The sequence below is a fragment of the Ideonella alba genome, assembly GCF_018069845.1.
GTDB lineage: Bacteria > Pseudomonadota > Gammaproteobacteria > Burkholderiales > Burkholderiaceae_C > Ideonella > Ideonella alba.
This window is the reverse complement of record NZ_JAGQDD010000002.1, coordinates 417,639-433,678: the sequence shown is the minus strand read 5'-3', so window position 1 is coordinate 433,678 and position 16,040 is coordinate 417,639. Positions and strand designations below refer to the sequence as shown.

General features: G+C 72.1%; 13 protein-coding genes and 1 tRNA gene. 5 read left to right on the top strand and 9 right to left on the bottom strand.

Annotation, left to right across the window (positions count from 1 at the left end; all coding sequences use genetic code 11):
* Positions 1 to 132: 132 nt before the first annotated feature.
* From KAK03_RS05660 to KAK03_RS05650, 3 genes are read left to right on the top strand one after another with little or no spacing between them, the layout of a single operon-like run.
* The gene (locus tag KAK03_RS05660; protein WP_210852202.1) at positions 133 to 669 is read left to right on the top strand and encodes a VOC family protein; all 537 of its coding nucleotides are present in this window, start codon (positions 133 to 135) and stop codon (positions 667 to 669) included.
* 26 nt (positions 670 to 695) lie between these two features.
* Positions 696 to 2,315 (top strand): FAD-dependent oxidoreductase, encoded by a 1,620-nt coding sequence (locus KAK03_RS05655; protein WP_210852277.1) that lies wholly within the window; start codon positions 696 to 698, stop codon positions 2,313 to 2,315.
* 14 nt (positions 2,316 to 2,329) lie between these two features.
* Positions 2,330 to 2,527, top strand: a complete 198-nt coding sequence (locus KAK03_RS05650; protein WP_210852201.1) for a DUF2783 domain-containing protein — start codon at positions 2,330 to 2,332, stop codon at positions 2,525 to 2,527.
* On the opposite strand, the gene KAK03_RS05645 is transcribed toward KAK03_RS05650, so the two are convergent.
* From KAK03_RS05645 to hemC, 6 genes are all read right to left on the bottom strand, one after another.
* Positions 2,528 to 4,027: a protein adenylyltransferase SelO gene (locus KAK03_RS05645; RefSeq protein WP_247660935.1), complete on the bottom strand. Its 1,500-nt coding sequence runs from the start codon at positions 4,025 to 4,027 to the stop codon at positions 2,528 to 2,530.
* A 130-nt stretch (positions 4,028 to 4,157) separates the two neighbouring features.
* Positions 4,158 to 4,234: transfer RNA gene (locus KAK03_RS05640), tRNA-Arg, on the bottom strand.
* A gap of 107 nt (positions 4,235 to 4,341) precedes the next feature.
* Positions 4,342 to 5,589: a heme biosynthesis HemY N-terminal domain-containing protein gene (locus KAK03_RS05635; RefSeq protein ID WP_210852200.1), complete on the bottom strand. Its 1,248-nt coding sequence runs from the start codon at positions 5,587 to 5,589 to the stop codon at positions 4,342 to 4,344.
* Complete coding sequence (locus tag KAK03_RS05630; RefSeq protein WP_310738485.1) at positions 5,589 to 6,629, bottom strand: uroporphyrinogen-III C-methyltransferase; 1,041 nt, start codon at positions 6,627 to 6,629, stop codon at positions 5,589 to 5,591. Before KAK03_RS05630 ends, KAK03_RS05635 begins: the two co-directional genes overlap by 1 nt.
* Before the next feature lie 106 nt (positions 6,630 to 6,735).
* Positions 6,736 to 7,542, bottom strand: coding sequence for a uroporphyrinogen-III synthase (locus KAK03_RS05625; protein ID WP_210852198.1), 807 nt, complete (start codon positions 7,540 to 7,542; stop codon positions 6,736 to 6,738).
* A complete protein-coding gene (gene hemC, locus KAK03_RS05620; protein ID WP_210852197.1) occupies positions 7,539 to 8,489 on the bottom strand; it encodes a hydroxymethylbilane synthase in 951 nt (316 codons plus the stop codon). Before hemC ends, KAK03_RS05625 begins: the two co-directional genes overlap by 4 nt.
* A gap of 79 nt (positions 8,490 to 8,568) precedes the next feature.
* On the opposite strand from hemC, the gene ppc reads away from it, so the two are divergent.
* Positions 8,569 to 11,415 carry a phosphoenolpyruvate carboxylase gene (gene ppc, locus KAK03_RS05615; protein WP_210852196.1) on the top strand — a complete coding sequence of 949 codons (2,847 nt, stop codon included), beginning with the start codon at positions 8,569 to 8,571 and terminating at the stop codon, positions 11,413 to 11,415.
* A 42-nt stretch (positions 11,416 to 11,457) separates the two neighbouring features.
* Here ppc and KAK03_RS05610 read toward each other — a convergent pair whose 3' ends face one another.
* From KAK03_RS05610 to KAK03_RS05600, 3 genes are read right to left on the bottom strand one after another with little or no spacing between them, the layout of a single operon-like run.
* Positions 11,458 to 12,699: a hypothetical protein gene (locus KAK03_RS05610; protein ID WP_210852195.1), complete on the bottom strand. Its 1,242-nt coding sequence runs from the start codon at positions 12,697 to 12,699 to the stop codon at positions 11,458 to 11,460.
* Positions 12,696 to 13,466, bottom strand: a complete 771-nt coding sequence (locus tag KAK03_RS05605) for a LytR/AlgR family response regulator transcription factor (RefSeq protein ID WP_210852194.1) — start codon at positions 13,464 to 13,466, stop codon at positions 12,696 to 12,698. The genes KAK03_RS05610 and KAK03_RS05605 overlap by 4 nt, the downstream gene beginning before the upstream one ends.
* 1 nt (position 13,467) lies before the next feature.
* Positions 13,468 to 14,532: a sensor histidine kinase gene (locus tag KAK03_RS05600; protein WP_310738484.1), complete on the bottom strand. Its 1,065-nt coding sequence runs from the start codon at positions 14,530 to 14,532 to the stop codon at positions 13,468 to 13,470.
* A gap of 58 nt (positions 14,533 to 14,590) precedes the next feature.
* Here KAK03_RS05600 and argH point away from each other — a divergent pair, with 58 nt between their 5' ends.
* Positions 14,591 to 16,021 (top strand): argininosuccinate lyase, encoded by a 1,431-nt coding sequence (argH, locus tag KAK03_RS05595; protein WP_210852193.1) that lies wholly within the window; start codon positions 14,591 to 14,593, stop codon positions 16,019 to 16,021.
* Positions 16,022 to 16,040 lie beyond the last annotated feature (19 nt).

Genomic DNA, 16,040 nt, shown 5'->3' with positions numbered 1-16,040 from the left:
AACAAGCATGACGATGTGGCGCAGCGATCGATCAGGGCTTACCCTTGCATGGGCTCAGGAGTGACGAATCGGCCTTGACCTCGAATAGTAACGCTGGTTACTATATCGCCCATCACACCGCCGGAGACCGCCATGCCCATCGAACGCATCCACCACGTTGCCTACCGCTGCAAGGACGCCAAGCAGACCGTCGAGTGGTACGGCAAGTACCTGGGCATGAACTTCATCCTGGCCATCGCCGAGGACCAGGTGCCCTCGACCAAGGCGCCGGACCCGTACATGCACGTCTTCCTGGACGCCGGCGCCGGCAACGTGCTGGCCTTCTTCGAGCTGCCCAACTCCCCCGCCATGGGCCGCGACCAGAACACGCCCGAGTGGGTGCAGCACATCGCCTTCAAGGTGGGCAGCGTGGACGAGCTCGAGCAGATCAAGGCCCGGCTGCAGGCCGACGGCATCGAGGTGGTGGGACTGACCGACCACACCATCTTCAAGTCGATCTACTTCTTCGACCCCAACGGCCACCGGCTGGAGCTGGCTGCCGACACCGCCACGCCCAAGATGGCCAAGGACCTGGACGAGGTGAAGTGGGCCATGCTCAACGAGTGGGCCCAGACCAAGCGCGCGCCCAAGCACGCCGCCTGGATGCACGAGTCCGAGTTCAAGCACTGATGTCCAGCACCGATCGGCAGCCCGTCATGCAGAAGACCTACACCTATCCCGAGTTCGCCTACCGCTGCTCGGACGAGCAGCACCTGGGCACCGTCAAGCGCCACCCGGTGGTGGTGATCGGCGCCGGCCCGATCGGCCTGACCCAGGCGCTGGACTGCGCGGCCTACGGCATCCCGGTGGTGGTGCTGGACGACAACAACACCGTCAGCATCGGTTCGCGCGCCGTCTGCTACGCCAAGCGCCCGCTGGAGATCTGGGACCGCCTGGGCGTGGCCGAGCGCATGGTCGAGAAGGGCGTGAGCTGGAAGGTGGGCAAGGTCTTCTTCAAGGACGAGCTGGCCTATAGCTTCGACCTGCTGCCCGAGCCGGCACACAAGATGCCGGCGATGATCAACCTGCAGCAGTACTACCTCGAGGAATACATGGTCGAGGCCTGCAACGCCTCGCCGCTGGTGGACCTGCGCTGGAAGCACAAGCTGCTGGCGATCCAGCAGAAGGACGACCACGCCGTGCTGACGGTGCAGACGCCCGACGGCGTCTTCACGATGGAAGCCACCTGGGTCATCGCCGCCGACGGCGCCAACAGCGACACCCGCAAGATGGTCGACGGCCAGTTCACCGGCCAGTTCTTCCAGGACCGCTTCCTGATCGCCGATGTGGTAATGAAGGCCGACTTCCCGACCGAGCGCTGGTTCTGGTTCGACCCGCCCTTCTACAGCCGCCAGGGCAAGCCCACCAGCGTGCTGCTGCACAAGCAGAGCGACAACGTCTGGCGCATCGACTTCCAGCTCGGCTGGGACAGCGACCCGGACGAGGAGAAGAAGCCCGAGAACGTGATCCCGCGGATCCAGGCGATGCTGGGCCCCGACGCGCAGTTCGAGCTGGAGTGGGTCTCGGTCTACCAGTTCGCCTGCCGGCGCATTGACAACTTCCGCTACGGCCGCGTGCTGTTCACCGGCGACGCCGCGCACCAGGTCTCGCCCTTTGGCGCGCGCGGCGCCAACACCGGCGTGCAGGACGTCGACAACCTCACCTGGAAGCTCAAGCTGGTGCTGGCCGGCCGCGCACCCGAGGCGCTGATCGACAGCTACCACGCCGAGCGTGCCTACGCGGCCGACGACAACCTGAAGAACTCCACCCGCTCGACCGACTTCATCACCCCCAAGAGCCGCGGCAGCCTGCGCTACCGCGACGCCGTGCTGGAGCTGGCCAAGACCGAGGCCTTCGCCCGCCCGCTGGTCAACAGCGGCCGCCTCTCCATGCCGACGCCCTACCTGGCGTCGCCGCTGAACACGCCCGACACCGATGCCTTCGCCGGCCAGATGCGACCCGGCACCAACTGCGCCGACGCGCCTGTCGAGGTCAAGGGCCAGCGCAGCTGGCTGCTCAAGCACCTGGGCGGCCGCTTCGTGCTGCTGGCCTTTGGCGATGCACCGGCCGAGTCGATCGAGGTCAATGGCGTATTGACCCGCGTGCTGCATGTGGGCCGCGACCTGCACGACATCGACGGCCTGGTGGCCGAGCGCTATGACGCCCAGCCCGGCACGGTCTACCTGATCCGCCCCGACCAGCATGTGGCCGCCCGCTGGCGCACTTTTGACGCCGAGCTGGCCACCGACGCGCTGCGCCGCTGCCTGGCCGCCTGACCAAGGACCCCGCGATGAGCACGCTCCACACCGAACCCCGCATCGCCGACCCGGACGGCTTCTACGAGGAACTGATCGACAGCCAGCGCGAACTCAGCGACGAGCAGGTCGAGCTGATGAACGCCAAGCTGGTGCTGATCCTGGCCAACCACATCGGCGACCGCGCCGTGCTGAGTGCCGCGCTGAAGCTGGCGCGGCCCACGGGCACCTGATCAGGTGCCGCAGAAGGTCTGGTAGCCCGCGGTCACCGCCACCGGCGCGGGCTCGGCAAAGACGGCATCCTCGGCGCGCTCGTCAAAGGGCGAGCGCACCACCGCCAGCAGGCGCTCGAAGGGCGCCAGATCGCCGCGCTCCTGCGCGGCGTCCAATGCGGCCTCCACCTGGTGGTTGCGGGCGATGTAGGCGGGGTTGGCGCGCCGCATGGCCGCGCGCTCGGCATCGCCCGCGCCGGCGCGCCGGGCGCGCCAGCGTTGCAGCCACGCGGCCAGCGCCTCGTCGGCCTCGGGCGCGAACAGCGCGCGCAGCGCCGCCTCGTCGCCATCGGCCGCGCTGTTGAGCGCGCGGAAGGCCTGCGTGAAGTCGATCTGGCGCGGCTGCAGCAGGGCCAGGAAGGCCTGGGCCAGCGCCTCGTCGACCTCGTCGTCGGACCGTGGCAGGCCCAGCTTGTCGCGCATCACCGCCAGCCATTCGGCGCGGTAGAGCGCCGGGAAGGCGTCGACCACGCCGGTAGCCAGGTGCAGCGCCTGCTGCTCGTCATCCGACAGCAGTGGCAGCAGGCACTCGGCCAGGCGGGCCAGGTTCCAGCGCGCGATCAGCGGCTGGTTGGCATAGGCGTAGCGGCCCGCCACATCGATCGAGCTGAACACCGTGCGAGGACCGTAGGCCTCCATGAAGGCACAGGGGCCGTAGTCGATCGTCTCGCCCGAGATGGTCATGTTGTCGGTGTTCATCACGCCGTGGATGAAGCCCACGCCCATCCAGCGGGCGACCAGCGCCGCCTGGCGCCGCGCCACCCCCTGCAGCAGCGCCAGAAAGCGCTCGGGGCGGCCGGCGGCGTCGGGCTGGTGGCGCTCGATCGCATGATCGGCCAGTGCCCGCAATGATTCGCCCTCGCCCCAGGCGGCGGCGAACTGGAAGCTGCCCACGCGCAGATGGCTGGCCGCCACGCGGGTGAGGACCGCGCCGGGCAAGGGCCGCTCGCGCCAGACGGTTTCGCCGGTGGCGACCGCAGCCAGCGAGCGCGTGGTGGGAATGCCCAGCGCATGCATCGCCTCGGACACCAGGAACTCGCGCAACACCGGCCCCTGCGCCGCCTTGCCATCGCCACCGCGCGAGAACGGCGTGCGCCCGCTGCCCTTGAGGGCCACATCGCGCAGGCGCCCCTGGCGGTCGACCAGCTCACCGATCAGCAGTGCCCGGCCATCGCCCAGCCGCGGCACGAAGCCGCCGAACTGGTGCCCGGCATAGGCCTGGGCCACGGACCGCGCCCCCGGCGGCACCGCGTTGCCGGCCAGCACGGCCAGACCCTGGGGCGCGGCCAGTGCCGCCGGGTCCAGCCCCAGCTCAAGTGCCAGCTCGGTGTTCAGTGCCAGCGCGGCCGGCGCAGGCACGCCGGCTGGCGTCCAGGCCTCGGCCATGCGCGGCACGGCCTGCGCGAAGCGGGACTGCCATGGGGCGTCCATCAGGGTGGCCAGAGCGGGTGCGGTTGTCATCGGCCAGAGCTTGCCTGAAGCCGCGCAGCGCTGCCCGGCCTCGCGCGGGAAGCCCTACGCCGTGGCCGATCCAGGGCGAGGTCCACAGCAAAAAGGGGCTGACCTCTCGGTCAGCCCCTTCTGGCGTTATTGGCGCGGCTGGCAGGATTCGAACCCACGACCCCTTGGTTCGTAGCCAAGTACTCTATCCAACTGAGCTACAGCCGCATTGCAGGCAGTGCCTGGCTCCTAGGTAAGAGCCGCTTGCCGTCTGCAGAAGCTAGCAGTATAGCAGGCTTTTGGCGCGTTGCACAAGCGGCCCTGGCGTTTCGCGGTCAATCGAGTCCGGCGGCGCGCTGCTCGTGGCGGGCGGCGGTGGCTTCGTCGTCTTGTTCGCGGGCGAGCTGGGCCAGGCGGCGCAGCGCGTCGCGGCGCACGCGGGCGGGCAGGTCGTCGGCGGCGGCGGTTTGCTCCAGCGGGCGGCGGGCCTTGCCCCATAGCTGGCGCTCGGCGAAGACGGCGCCGGCGGCGGCCACCAGCGGAGCTTCGTGGCCGTGGCGGGCCAGTGCCGTTTCGACGCGGTTGAGCCAGTCGGTGCCGGCACCGGCGGCGCAGGCCACCAGGGCCAGCGACAGTTCCTTGCGGGCGTCGGGCTCCAGGCGGGCGATCTGGTCCCAGGCGGGTTGCAGCCATTGGCGGCCCTGCTCGGGGTGGCCAAGATCGCAGGCGCGGCGGGCGGCTCGGGCCAGCACCCAGGCGTCGGCGCGCTCGCTGGCGTCCAGCGCCTGCCAGACCTGCTGCAGTTGCTGCAGGTCGTAGCCGCCCTCGAGCGCCTCGATGGCCAGCGAGCGCAGCAGCGAGCGCGCCGCCTCGGCCGAGAAGCCCTGGTGCTTGGCCAGCAGCCGCGCGGTCTGCAGTGCCATCAGCGGCTGGCGCTTCATCCGCGCCGCCTGCAGGCGCAGGCGCAGCGCCTGGGTGCGGCGCGCCACGCCGGGCGGCAGCTCGCCCAGCAGGGCCAGGCTGCGGGTGGCGTCGCGGTCGTCCAGCGCCCACTCCGCGGCCAGCAGTTGCACGCCATCGGCGGCGGCACCAGGCAGGTTGCGGTCGCGGGCCATGGCCAGGGCCTGGCGCACGCGTTCATCGCGGCCCCGGCGGTCCTGCAGGCGGTGCTGTCCGCTGGCGGCGGCCATCTGGGCCAGCACCGAGAAACCGACGTCGCCCTTCAGCTCAGGCACGTCGGCCTGCAGCTCCAGCGCGCGCTGGGCAGCGCGCTGGGCGCGCGCGTAGCGGGCCGCCAGCAGCTCACGCCAGGCCTCGCGCAGCGCGGCGTGGGCCGCGCGCTCGCGCTTGAGCAGGCGCCATTCACGCGCGCGGCCGGGCAGGCTCAGCAGGCCGCTGGCGGCCTGCAGTGCGGCAAAGGTCAGCAGCACCGCACCCAGCAGCAGCAGCAGGAACAGGTTCAGCGACAGGTCCAGGCGCCACTGGTCGTAGAAGACCGACACCAGCGCATCGTTGCGGCCCAGCACGGTGGCCGACACCACGGCCACGGTGAAGATCAGCACCAGCCAGATCAGCGAGCGCATCAGCGTCCTGCCACGGCGGCGGCCAGCGCCGCCAGGGTTTCCTCGGGCCGCGGCAGGCTGACGTGGCGGGCCTGCTGGGCCACCTGGCGGGCCAGCTCGCTGGTGGATTGCACGCGCCGCGAGCTGCGGTCGAAATAGCGCTCCAGCATCTGCTGGGCCTGGGTCAGGTCGGCCTGGGCCAGGTCGAACTGGCGCGACAGCAGCGACAGGCGCGCATTGAGCAGGCGCAGCTTGAGGTTCTCGCGCAGGAAGAAGCCCTGCTCGGGGGACATCAGCGAGGCCTCGGGCCGGTCGATGCGGGTGACGCGCAGCAGCGAGCGGGCCTCATGCCAGACCGCAGCGCTGAAGCGGTCCCAGACCTCGCGCCAGGCCAGCCCCTCCAACGCCGGCGCCGACGCCGCACGGGCCGCCGCCGAGGCGGCCGGCGCGGCGGCCGACGCGGCCGCCGGACGGCGCTCCGGCGTGCTCAGCAGCGGCAGGTCGTCGACCTGGCGCACCGCCTCGTCCAGGCGCACGGCCAGCGCGGGCACATCCACCACCTGGGCGGCGCGCACGCGGTCGAGATCGCGCACGACCGCGCGGCGCACCCGCTCCATGCGCGGCTGGTTGTAGCGGGCCAGGCGCTCGTCGGCCTGGCGCAGCGCGGCCACCAGCGGCTCGGCGCTGCCGGTGATCGCCGACTGCTGCAGCGCCACGCGCAGCGAGGCCTCGACATCGGCCAGCACGTTCTCGTCACGCGAGCGCGACATCGACTGCATCAGCTCCTCGACCTGGCTGCGCTGCAGCGCGGTCTCGGCGACGCGGGCTTCGAGCACGCCCAGCTTGCCCTGCATCTCGGTGCCCGCCTCCTGGGCCTGGCGGGCGAGCAGCCGGGCCTCGGTGGCCAGGTCCTGGCTGCCTTGCTGGCGGCGCACCAGTTCCTGCTCAAGCTGTTTCACGCGCTGCTGGGTGTTCCAGGCCAGCACCGCGGCGGCCACGCTGGCGGCACCCACGGCCGCCAGCCCCAGCGCACGCCAGGGCACGGTCTGGGCAGGGGTCACAGGGGCCGATGCGGGTGCCGAGGCCGCTGCAGGTGCAGCAGCCGGCGACGCAGGCAGGACCGGGGCCGCCACAGGGGCTTCGGCCGGGGTCTCGGAGGGCTGGGGATCAGGGCTCGCCATTGGGCGCCGATTGTATCGACGCCCCTTGGCCCCAGACCTGCGCCACCGCCTCGACGCCCACGCCGATCAGGTCCACCGTACCCAGGCCCAGCGACTGCGCCGCAGCGGCGATGCGCGGATGCGTCACCAGGCAGCGCGCGCGCGACCACTCGGCGCCGGGCGCGGCGGCAGCCAGGTGCTCCAGCCCCTCGCTGCTGCTGAACAGCCAGCAATGCGCCTCGGGCGCGGCCAGTGCGTCGCTCAGCCACTGCCGCTGCTCCGGGGTCCAGCACGCCGCGCCGCGCGCATAGCCCTGCACCAGTTGCACCTGGGCGCCGGCCGCACGGGCCGTCTCGGCGAACCAGTCTCGGCCGCCCTCCCCCCGCACGATCCAGACCGGGCGACCGCGCCAGTCCTCATGCCGGAGCTGCTGCCACAGGTGTTCGGAATCGAAGGCCGTGGCATCGGCGCCCGGCGCGACGATGGCCTCGGCCGGCACGCCCTGCCCACGCAGCGCCTGCACCGTGCCCGGACCGGTGGCCCCGGCACGCACGCCCGCCGGCCAGGCGGCGTCGAAGAAGCCGGCGGCAGCGCTCTGCAGCACCGCATTGGGGCTGACGAACATCACCAGCGCCCCTGGCACCAGCGCAGCCCGGGCGGCGCGCAGCGGCGCCAGATCGGGCGCCGGCCCCACGGCCAGCAGGGGCAGCGCCCGGGCCTGCAGACCCAGCGCCTGCAGCCGCCGCACCCAGTCGCTGGCCTGCGGCTCGGGCCGCGTGACCAGCAGCATCGGCGCGGCAGGCGCGGGCGTCATCCGGCCGCGCCGGCGGCCAGGTAGGCGTCGCCGCCCTGCTGACGCAATTGCGCGGCAGCGGCCTGACCCAGGGCCTCGGCGGCCGCGGTGTCGGCAACGGACCCGCTCAGCCGCGCGCGCAGCAGCGGCTGGGTGGGATCGGCGGCGTTGCCCAGAGCCACCTCCAGCTGCATCTGGCCGTCGGCCACCACCGCGTGCGCCGCCAGCGGCACCGAACAGCTGCCGCCCAGCGCGCGCGACACCGCGCGCTCGGCATGGGTGGCCAGCCAGGTGGGGGTGTGCACGAAGGCCTGCAGCGCCTGGCGCAGCGCGGCGTCGTCCTCGCGCACCTCCAGGCCCAGCGCGCCCTGGCCGGCGGCCGGGATCATGCGCTGCTCGTCGAAGACGGCGCGGATGCGTGCGCCCAGGCCCAGGCGCTTCAGGCCGGCCGCGGCCAGCACGATGGCGTCGTAGCCGCCCTCATCCAGCTTGCGCAGCCGGGTGTCGAGGTTGCCGCGCAGCGGCTCGATGCGCAGATCGGGCCGCATCGCCTTGAGCTGCACCACACGGCGCAGGCTGGAGGTGCCCACGCAGGCGCCCTGGGGCAGCGCGTCAACGTTCTCGTAGCGGCTGGAGACGAAAGCGTCGCGCGGATCCTCGCGCTCGAGGATGGCCGCCAGCACGAAGCCATCCGGCAGGTCCATCGGCACGTCCTTCAGCGAGTGCACCGCCAGCCGGGCGCGGCCGTCTTCCAGCGCGGTTTCCAGTTCCTTGACGAACAGGCCCTTGCCGCCCACCTTGGACAGGCTGCGGTCGAGGATCTGGTCGCCGCGGGTGGTCATGCCCAGCAGTTCAGCCTTGAGCGACAGCTCAGCTGCCAGGCGGTCGCGCACATGTTCGGCCTGCCACAGCGCCAGGCGGCTCTCGCGGGTGGCGATGACGACGGTGTCGGGTTGAGAAGAATTCATGTCGGCGGATTATCCGCGCTGGCACCACTCCTGCTACGATTGCCGATTGGTAACTTGGTTACGTCCCCAGGAGTCCACCATGCCCCGTGCAGAAACGCGCACCACCAGCCGCCCCAAGCGCACCAAGACCGTGCCGAATGCACAGGTAAAGAGCAGCCAGGATGGCGACGCCGCCAGCAAGAACAAGCCGCTGATGGAGGATATCCGGTTACTCGGCCGCATCCTGGGCGATGTGATCCGCGAGCAGGAAGGTCGTGCGGCCTTCGACCTGATCGAGCGGGTGCGCCAGCTCTCGGTGGCCTTCCGGCTGAAGAAGGACGCCTCGGCCGGACGCGTGCTCGATCGCCTGCTGAAGAACCTCTCGGCCGACCAGACGGTCAGCGTGATCCGCGCCTTCAGCTACTTCTCGCACCTGGCCAACATCGCCGAGGACCGCCACCATGTGCGCCGCCGCGAGGTCCACGAGGCCGCCGGCACCCACCAGGAGGGCTCGCTGGCCCATTGCTTCGAGAAGCTCGCGCGCGCCGACCACCGCGCCGCCGACATCGCCGAGGCCCTGCAGCAGGCCTACATCTCGCCGGTGCTGACCGCCCACCCGACCGAGGTGCAGCGCACCTCCATCCTGGACGCCGAGCGCGCCATCGCCCAGCTGATCGAGCGCCGCGACGGCCTGCGCACCGAGGCCGAACGCCAGGAGAACGAAGACCTGATCCGCGCCCGCGTGACGCAGCTGTGGCAGACCCGCATGCTGCGCTACGCCAAGCTGACCGTGTCGGACGAGATCGAGAATGCGCTCAGCTACTACCACGCCACCTTCCTGCGCCAGATCCCGCGCATGTACCGCGAGATCGAGCAGGCCCTGCCCGGCCACGCGGTGCCCGGCTTCTTCCGCATGGGCCACTGGATCGGTGGCGACCGCGACGGCAACCCCAACGTCACCGCCGACACCCTGCGCCTGGCGCTGCGCCGCCAGGGCGAGACCGCGCTGCGCCACTACCTGACCGAGGTGCACACGCTGGGCGCCGAGCTGTCGATCTCGAACATCCTGTCGCCGGTCACGCCCGCGATGCAGGCGCTGGCCGAGCGCTCGCCCGACCGCAACCCGCACCGCGAGGACGAGCCCTACCGCCGTGCGCTGATCGGCATGTATGCCCGCCTGGCGGCCACGCTGCACGAGCTGACCGGCACCGAAGCGCTGCGCCACGCGGTGGCACCGCAGAACCCCTATGCCAGCGCCGAGGAGTTCCTGGCCGATCTGCGGGTGATCGAGGATTCGCTGCGCAGCCACCACGCCCAGGCGCTGGTGGCGCCGCGGCTGGCGCCGCTGATCCGGGCGGTGCAGGTCTTCGGCTTCCACCTGGCCACGGTGGACCTGCGGCAAAGCTCCGACCAGCACGAGCTGGTGGTGGCCGAACTGCTGAAGCTGGCCCGCATCGAGCCCGACTATGCCGCGCTCGACGAGCCGGCGCGCCGCACCCTGCTGCTGCGCCTGCTGGGCGATGCCCGGCCCTTGCGGGTGCGCGCGGCCGAGTACTCGGCGCTGACGCAGGGCGAGCTGGCCATCTTCGAAGCCGCCGCCGAGGGCCGCGCCTGCTTCGGCCCCGAGGCGATCCGCCACTACATCATCAGCCACACCGAGACCGTCTCCGACCTGCTCGAGGTGCTGCTGCTGCAGAAGGAGACCGGCCTGCTGCGTGGCGTGCTGGGCGAGGACGATGCGGTGGCCGACCTGATCGTCTCGCCGCTGTTCGAGACCATCGCCGACCTGCGCCATGCGCCGGACATCATGCGCGAGTTCTATGCGCTGCCTGGCGTGGCGGCGCTGATCCGCCGCAGCGGCGGCGAACAGGACGTGATGCTGGGCTACTCCGACAGCAACAAGGACGGCGGCTTCTTCACCAGCAACTGGGAGCTCTACCGCGCCGAGATCGCACTGGTCGAGCAGTTCAGCGCCATGGCCGAGGACCACGGCATCCGGCTGCGCCTGTTCCATGGCCGCGGCGGCACCGTGGGCCGTGGCGGCGGCCCGAGCTACCAGGCCATCCTGGCCCAGCCGCCGGGCACGGTCAACGGCCAGATCCGCCTGACCGAGCAGGGCGAGGTGATCGCCTCGAAGTACGCCCATCCCGAGATCGGCCGGCGCAACCTCGAGACCCTGGTGGCCGCCACGCTCGAGGCCACGCTGCTGCACCCCACCAAGGCCGCGCCCAAGGCCTTCCTGGAGGCCGCCGAGGCGCTCAGCCAGGCCAGCATGGCGGCCTACCGCGCGCTGGTCTACGAGACCCCCGGCTTCACCGACTACTTCTTCGCCGCCACCCCCATCCGCGAGATTGCCGAGCTCAACATCGGCTCACGCCCGGCCTCGCGCAAGGCCACGCGCGCGATCGAGGACCTGCGCGCCATCCCCTGGGGCTTCTCCTGGGGCCAGTGCCGCGTGGCGCTGCCAGGCTGGTGCGGCTTCGGCTCGGCGGTCGAGGCCTACCTGGGCCATGACGCCGGCCGGAACCAGCGCCTGGAGCTGCTGCAGAAGATGGTGCGCCAGTGGCCCTTCTTCCGCACCCTGCTGTCCAACCTGGACATGGTGATGGCCAAGAGCGATCTGCGCATCGCCGCGCGCTACGTGGAACTGGTCGAGGACAAGCGCCTGGGCAAGAAGATCTTCACCGCGATCAAGGCCGAGTGGGACCGCACCGCCGACGCGCTGGCGCTGATCACCGGCGAAGCCTCGCGCCTGCAGAGCAACCCGGCGCTGGCGCGCTCGATCGAGCACCGCTTCCCCTACCTCGACCCGCTGAACCACCTGCAGGTCGAGCTGATGCGGCGCTACCGCAAGCAGCGCGACACCGACCCGCATGCCGAGCGCGTGCGCCGGGGCATCCACCTGTCGATCAACGGCATCGCGGCGGGTCTGCGCAACACCGGCTAGCGCGCGGCCTGCGTGCGGCCGCCATGGGGCTGCGGCGCTGGGTCAGCGCTGCGCCAGCTCGCGCATCGCCCGCAGCTCACCGAGCCGGGCCACACGCTGCAGCATCGCGCCGCCGCGCAGCAGTTGGCGGCAGGAGGGCCCGCTGTCGCCACCGTCCTGGCCGAGATCCGCCTGGGCCTCGCGCTGCTGGGCCGCCATCAGCGCTTCGCGCTGCGCGCGCTGGGCGTTCTGGCGCTCCTCGGACCAGCCGGCGTGCCGGCCCAGCGCCTCGGCATAGGCCAGCGTGATCAGGTCCGGGGCCTGCGCCAGCAGCAGCTCGGCCAACCGCAGGCAGGTCTGGGCGCGGTTGGGATCCTCGACGGCCGTCTGCCGGCAGTGATCCACCACCGACGGGCTGACGTTGGACAGGGTGGCCACCGCACCGGCCACGGCGATCTGCAGCACCACCCGCGGCTCGCCCTGCAGCTCGGCCGGCAGCTGGCGATCCAGCAGCGCGCCGACCCAGGTGCCGGGCGGCTGGTAGCGCGTCGCCAGGCTGGCGTGGTGGATCGCATCGGCCTCGCCCGACCAGTCACCCTGCAGGTGCGCGGCCTGCGCCTGCTGCAGCCAGGCCGCCGCGTTGTCGGGCTCCAGGGCCACCCAGCGGGCGGCAGGTCCCGCCAGGCAATCCCCCAGCTCGGTGGGCGCCTGGAAATGGCAGCTGGCGGCGGCCAGCGCCAGCACCCGCGGATCGCTGCTGGCCAGTGCCTGGGTCTGAAGGCTCTGCGCGGCCTGCGCGCGCTGGCCGGAGAGGCGCTCGACGCGCCGCACCAGCCGCTGCAGCACCGGCCGGCAGCCTTCGCCGCGGCAATCGGCCAGCGCCGGCTCGTGGATATTGAAGGTGGTCGAGCCCAGCCACCGGCCCACCGCCTGCAGCGCCATGTCGGGCGAGGCCTGCAGGCTTGCCAGCCAGCCGGCAGCGACCTGGCGGTGGATGCGGGCCTTCTCGGCGTCCGTGGGCAGCGTGCCGGGTCGCTCCAGCCAGGGCGCGAAGCCGCAGTCCGGGCCCAGCGCGGCGTCGGGCTGCGGCGCGGCGATCGGGCCCGGTGCGGCAGCGACCGCCTCGTCGCCCGGCGGATCCGCCACCGCGGCCAGCGAGCCGTCGGCCAAGGTCCAGCCGGCTGCCGCCACCGCGTCGGACGCATGGGGCCCCGCCGGTCGGGCGGCGCCGAGCAGCCAGCCCAGGGACACCAGCGCCGCCAGGGCCACCAGCACCAGCGCGGCCCAGATCAGGCGCGGGTTCACGCCGCCCCGCCGGCCAGCGCGTCCCGCACGGCCGACAACTGGCGCCGCGACACCGGCAGCCACTCGCCGGTGGGCTCGACCTGCACCGCCCAGGTGTCGCCGGCGTCCTCGCCCGTGTCCAGCGGGTGGCGGGCCAGCGCCCGCACCGCCTGGCGTGCCACCAGCACGCTGCGGTGGATGCGGATCACCGCCTCACCCAGGCGCTGCTCCAGCTCGCCCAGCGAATCGTCCAGCACATAGCTGTGCGAGCGGGTCCGCAGGGTGACGTACTTCATCTCGGCGCGCAGATACACCAGGTCGGTCAGCGGTATGCGCAGCACCCGGCCACGGTCGCTGACGACCAGCGTGGGCCGCTCGTCGACCGGCACCGGTGGCACCGCGACGCGCCCCTGGCGCGCCGCCACCCGCTGCAGCGCCTGCGCCAGGCGCTCGCGACGCACCGGCTTGGTCAGGTAGTCGGTGGCTTCCAGCTCGAAGGCCTGCAGCGCATGTTCGGCATGGGCGGTGACGAAGACCACGGCCGGCGCAGGTTGCTGCGCGCGCAGCCGCTCGGCCAAGCCCAGGCCGTCCAGGCCGGGCATGTGGATGTCCAGCATCACCAGGTCCACCGGCTGACGCGCCAGCGCATGCAGCGCCTCGGCAGCACTGCCGGCCTCGGCCAGCACCTGCACCCGGGGCTGGGTGGCGTCGGCCATCAGGCTGCGCAGGCGCATGCGCGCCAGGGGCTCGTCATCGACGATCAGCACGGACAGTGGGGCATCGTTCATGTCACTCGGCCGGCAGCGACAGGCTCACGCGCCAGCGGCCATCCTCGATGATGCCGCTGTGCACGTCGGCGTCCAGGTCGTGCAGCAGGCGCAGGCGCTCGCGCACGCTGGCCAGGCCGATGCCGTGGCCAGGGCGCGGCGCCGCCTCCAGCGGCACGGTGTTGGTGACCGACAGCAGCACGCGGTCGCGGCGGCGGCGGCTGCGCACCTCGATCGTGCCGCCGCGCGCGGCGGGCTCCACGCCGTGGCGCACCGCGTTCTCCACCAGCGGCTGCAGTGCCAGCGTCGGCAGCCGGGCCGAGGCGGCGTTGGGGTCCAGGTCCCAGCGCACCGTCAGCCGGGCACCGAAGCGCAACTCCTCGATCGACAGGTAGCGCCGTGCCAGCTCAGCCTCCTCGGCCAGCGTGGAGGCCCGGTTCAGCGTGCCCAGCGTGGCACGGAACAGCTCGGCCAGGTCTTCCAGCACCTCCTCGGCGCGGCGCGGGTCGTGCTGCACCAGCGCGATCGCGGTGTTCAGCGTGTTGAACAGGAAGTGCGGACGGATGCGGGTCTGCAGGTCGGCCAGCTGGGCCGCCGCGGTGGCCGGCAGCCGGGCCCGCTCGCGCCAGCGCACGGTGCGCACCATCAGCAGGGCCAGCGCGCCGCCGGCCAGCGCCGGCGCCAGCCAGGAAGCCGGGCGCGGCGCCAGGCGCCAGTGGTCCAGCAGCTGCCACACCAGCGCCGCGGCCACTGCGCCGGCCAGCGCCTGCACCGGCGCCACCCAGGCCGGCCAGCGCCGCGCCAGCCCCTGGCCGGCCGCGCAGGCCAGCAACAGCCACAGCAGCGCTGACGGCACCACCCAGGTGGCCCAGGTGCCCATGGCCAGCGCCCAGTCCAGCAGGCGGGCGTGGCTGAAGGCCAGGCCGATCGCGGTGACCGCAATCGCCACCAGCAGCGCGCGCAGCACCATGCCCACTCGGCACAGCGGCGCCAGCGCGGCCGGCTCGGCGGCGCTGACACCGGCCTCGACCGCGTCGCGCAGGTCGTCGAACAGCGTGCTCTGGCCGGTGTCGGGGGCGGTGCTCACGCGCGGATTCTCGCCCGGTTCGTAGAATGCGCGTTTTCCCCGAACCCCCCGTGGCACGATGAGCGGCAACCAACTCGACAAGAAATCCCAGGCCTGGTCGGCCCTGTTCTCGGAGCCGATGAGCGAGCTGGTCAAGCGCTACACCTCCAGCGTGTTCTTCGACAAGCGGCTGTGGGCCGCCGACATCGAGGGCAGCCTGGCGCACGCCGAGATGCTGGCCGCGCAGGGTGTGATCGGCGCCCAGGACCTGGCCGACATCCAGCGCGGCATGGCGCAGATCCGCGCCGAGATCGACTCCGGCGCCTTCGAGTGGAAGCTTGAGCTGGAAGATGTGCACCTGAACATTGAAGCCCGCCTGACCCAGCTGGTGGGCGACGCCGGCAAGCGCCTGCACACCGGCCGCAGCCGCAACGACCAGGTCGCCACCGACGTGCGCCTGTGGCTGCGCGGCGAGATCGACCAGATCGCCGAGCTGCTGGCCGACATGCAGCGCGCCCTGGTGGCGGTGGCCGCGCAGAACACCGAGACCGTGATGCCCGGCTTCACCCACCTGCAGGTGGCCCAGCCGGTGAGCTTTGCGCACCATCTGCTGGCCTATGTGGAGATGTTCGCCCGCGACGCCGAGCGCCTGGCCGACCTGCGCAAGCGGGTCAACCGCCTGCCGCTGGGCGCCGCCGCGCTGGCCGGCACCAGCTACCCGCTGGACCGCGAGCGCGTGGCGCGCACGCTGGGTTTTGAAGCCGTCTGCCAGAACAGCCTGGACGCCGTCAGCGACCGCGACTTCACGATCGAGTTCACCGCCTTCGCCAGCCTGGTGATGGTGCACGTGTCGCGCCTGGCGGAAGAAATCGTGCTGTGGATGAGCCAGAACTTCGGCTTCATCAACCTCAGCGACCGCTACTGCACCGGCTCGTCGATCATGCCGCAGAAGCGCAACCCCGACGTGGCCGAGCTGGCGCGCGGCAAGAGTGGCCGCGTGGTGGGCCACCTGATGGGCCTGATCACGCTGATGAAGGGCCAGCCGCTGGCCTACAACAAGGACAACCAGGAAGACAAGGAACCGCTGTTCGACACCGTCGACACGGTCAAGGACACGCTGCGCATCATGGCCGAGATGGTGGGCGGCGAGGTGGCGGCCGATGGCTCGCGCAGCGGTGGACTCACCGTGAAGGCCGAGGCCATGCAGGCCGCCGCGCTGCGCGGCTACGCCACCGCCACCGACCTGGCCGACTACCTGGTCAAGAAGGGCCTGCCCTTCCGCGATGCCCACGAGGTCGTGGCCCATGCGGTGAAGGAAGGCCTGCGCGCCGGCCTGGACCTGGCCGACCTGCCGCTGGCCACGCTGCAGGGCTTTGATGCCCGCATCGGCGAGGATGTGTTCGAGGTGCTGACGCTGCGCGGCTCGATGGACGCGCGCCGCACGCTGGGCGGCACCGCGCCCGAGCAGGCGCGCGCCCAGATCGCCCGGCACCAGGCCCGCCTGGGCTGAGCCCGGTAGGCGCGCCGGC

Coding starts and splice junctions, on each gene's coding strand:
- KAK03_RS05660 (WP_210852202.1), top strand. CDS start 133: ATGCCCATCGAACGCATCCACCACGTTGCCTACCGCTGCAAGGACGCC.
- KAK03_RS05655 (WP_210852277.1), top strand. CDS start 696: ATGCAGAAGACCTACACCTATCCCGAGTTCGCCTACCGCTGCTCGGAC.
- KAK03_RS05650 (WP_210852201.1), top strand. CDS start 2,330: ATGAGCACGCTCCACACCGAACCCCGCATCGCCGACCCGGACGGCTTC.
- KAK03_RS05645 (WP_247660935.1), bottom strand. CDS start 4,027: ATGACAACCGCACCCGCTCTGGCCACCCTGATGGACGCCCCATGGCAG.
- KAK03_RS05635 (WP_210852200.1), bottom strand. CDS start 5,589: ATGCGCTCGCTGATCTGGCTGGTGCTGATCTTCACCGTGGCCGTGGTG.
- KAK03_RS05625 (WP_210852198.1), bottom strand. CDS start 7,542: ATGACGCCCGCGCCTGCCGCGCCGATGCTGCTGGTCACGCGGCCCGAG.
- hemC (WP_210852197.1), bottom strand. CDS start 8,489: ATGAATTCTTCTCAACCCGACACCGTCGTCATCGCCACCCGCGAGAGC.
- ppc (WP_210852196.1), top strand. CDS start 8,569: ATGCCCCGTGCAGAAACGCGCACCACCAGCCGCCCCAAGCGCACCAAG.
- KAK03_RS05605 (WP_210852194.1), bottom strand. CDS start 13,466: ATGAACGATGCCCCACTGTCCGTGCTGATCGTCGATGACGAGCCCCTG.
- argH (WP_210852193.1), top strand. CDS start 14,591: ATGAGCGGCAACCAACTCGACAAGAAATCCCAGGCCTGGTCGGCCCTG.